Genomic DNA, 632 nt, shown 5'->3' with positions numbered 1-632 from the left:
CTCAAGGTCGTTCAGGCGGTCGACGGCATGGCGCTGCGCAAGGGGCATCTGCACGTCATACCGCCGGGTGTCTTCCTGACCGTCAAACAGAATATCCTGCACCTGTCCGAGCCGCATGAGGGCAAGCACGTGCGATTTCCCTTCGACGTTCTGTTGCGCTCGCTTGTCAAGGATGCGCTTGCCATGCCGGGCTGCATCGTTCTGTCCGGTACCGGGACGGATGGCAGTGAGGGCATCGACGGGATCCGCAGCGCGGGCGGTCTGGTGATCGCGCAGGATCCCGACGAGGCGGGCCATGCGGGTATGTGCGAAAGCGCCATAGCAACCGGCGGCGTGGAGCATGTTTTGCGCATCGATGAGATGCCCGAGGTGATCGAGCGATTTCTCAAGGGGGATGCGGGTGATCTGGCCCCGGATGCGAGCCCGCAGGCGTGCGTTGAGGCGATGGACACGCCCAATGATGCGATTGATGAGGCCACGACTGGATATGACGACCTGCTGGCATTCATCGGAGAGCACGCAGCGCGGGATATCTCGCAATACAAGCGCGGCACGCTGGAGCGCCGGATCGCGCGCCGCATGGCCATCGTTGGTCTGAGGCCGGATGAAATTCCCCGGTATCATGAATTGGT

1 protein-coding gene is annotated in these 632 nt (G+C 62.5%); it reads left to right on the top strand.

The genetic code is table 11. From position 1 onward, the window contains the following. A partial coding sequence (locus V8352_RS21890; protein WP_336426364.1) for a chemotaxis protein CheB occupies positions 1-632 on the top strand: 632 nt, incomplete at both ends.

It is taken from the genome of Roseovarius sp. D0-M9 (assembly GCF_037083805.1).
GTDB lineage: Bacteria > Pseudomonadota > Alphaproteobacteria > Rhodobacterales > Rhodobacteraceae > Roseovarius.
The sequence above is the reverse complement of the archived record's forward strand: the minus strand, read 5'-3'. Positions and strand labels throughout refer to the sequence as shown.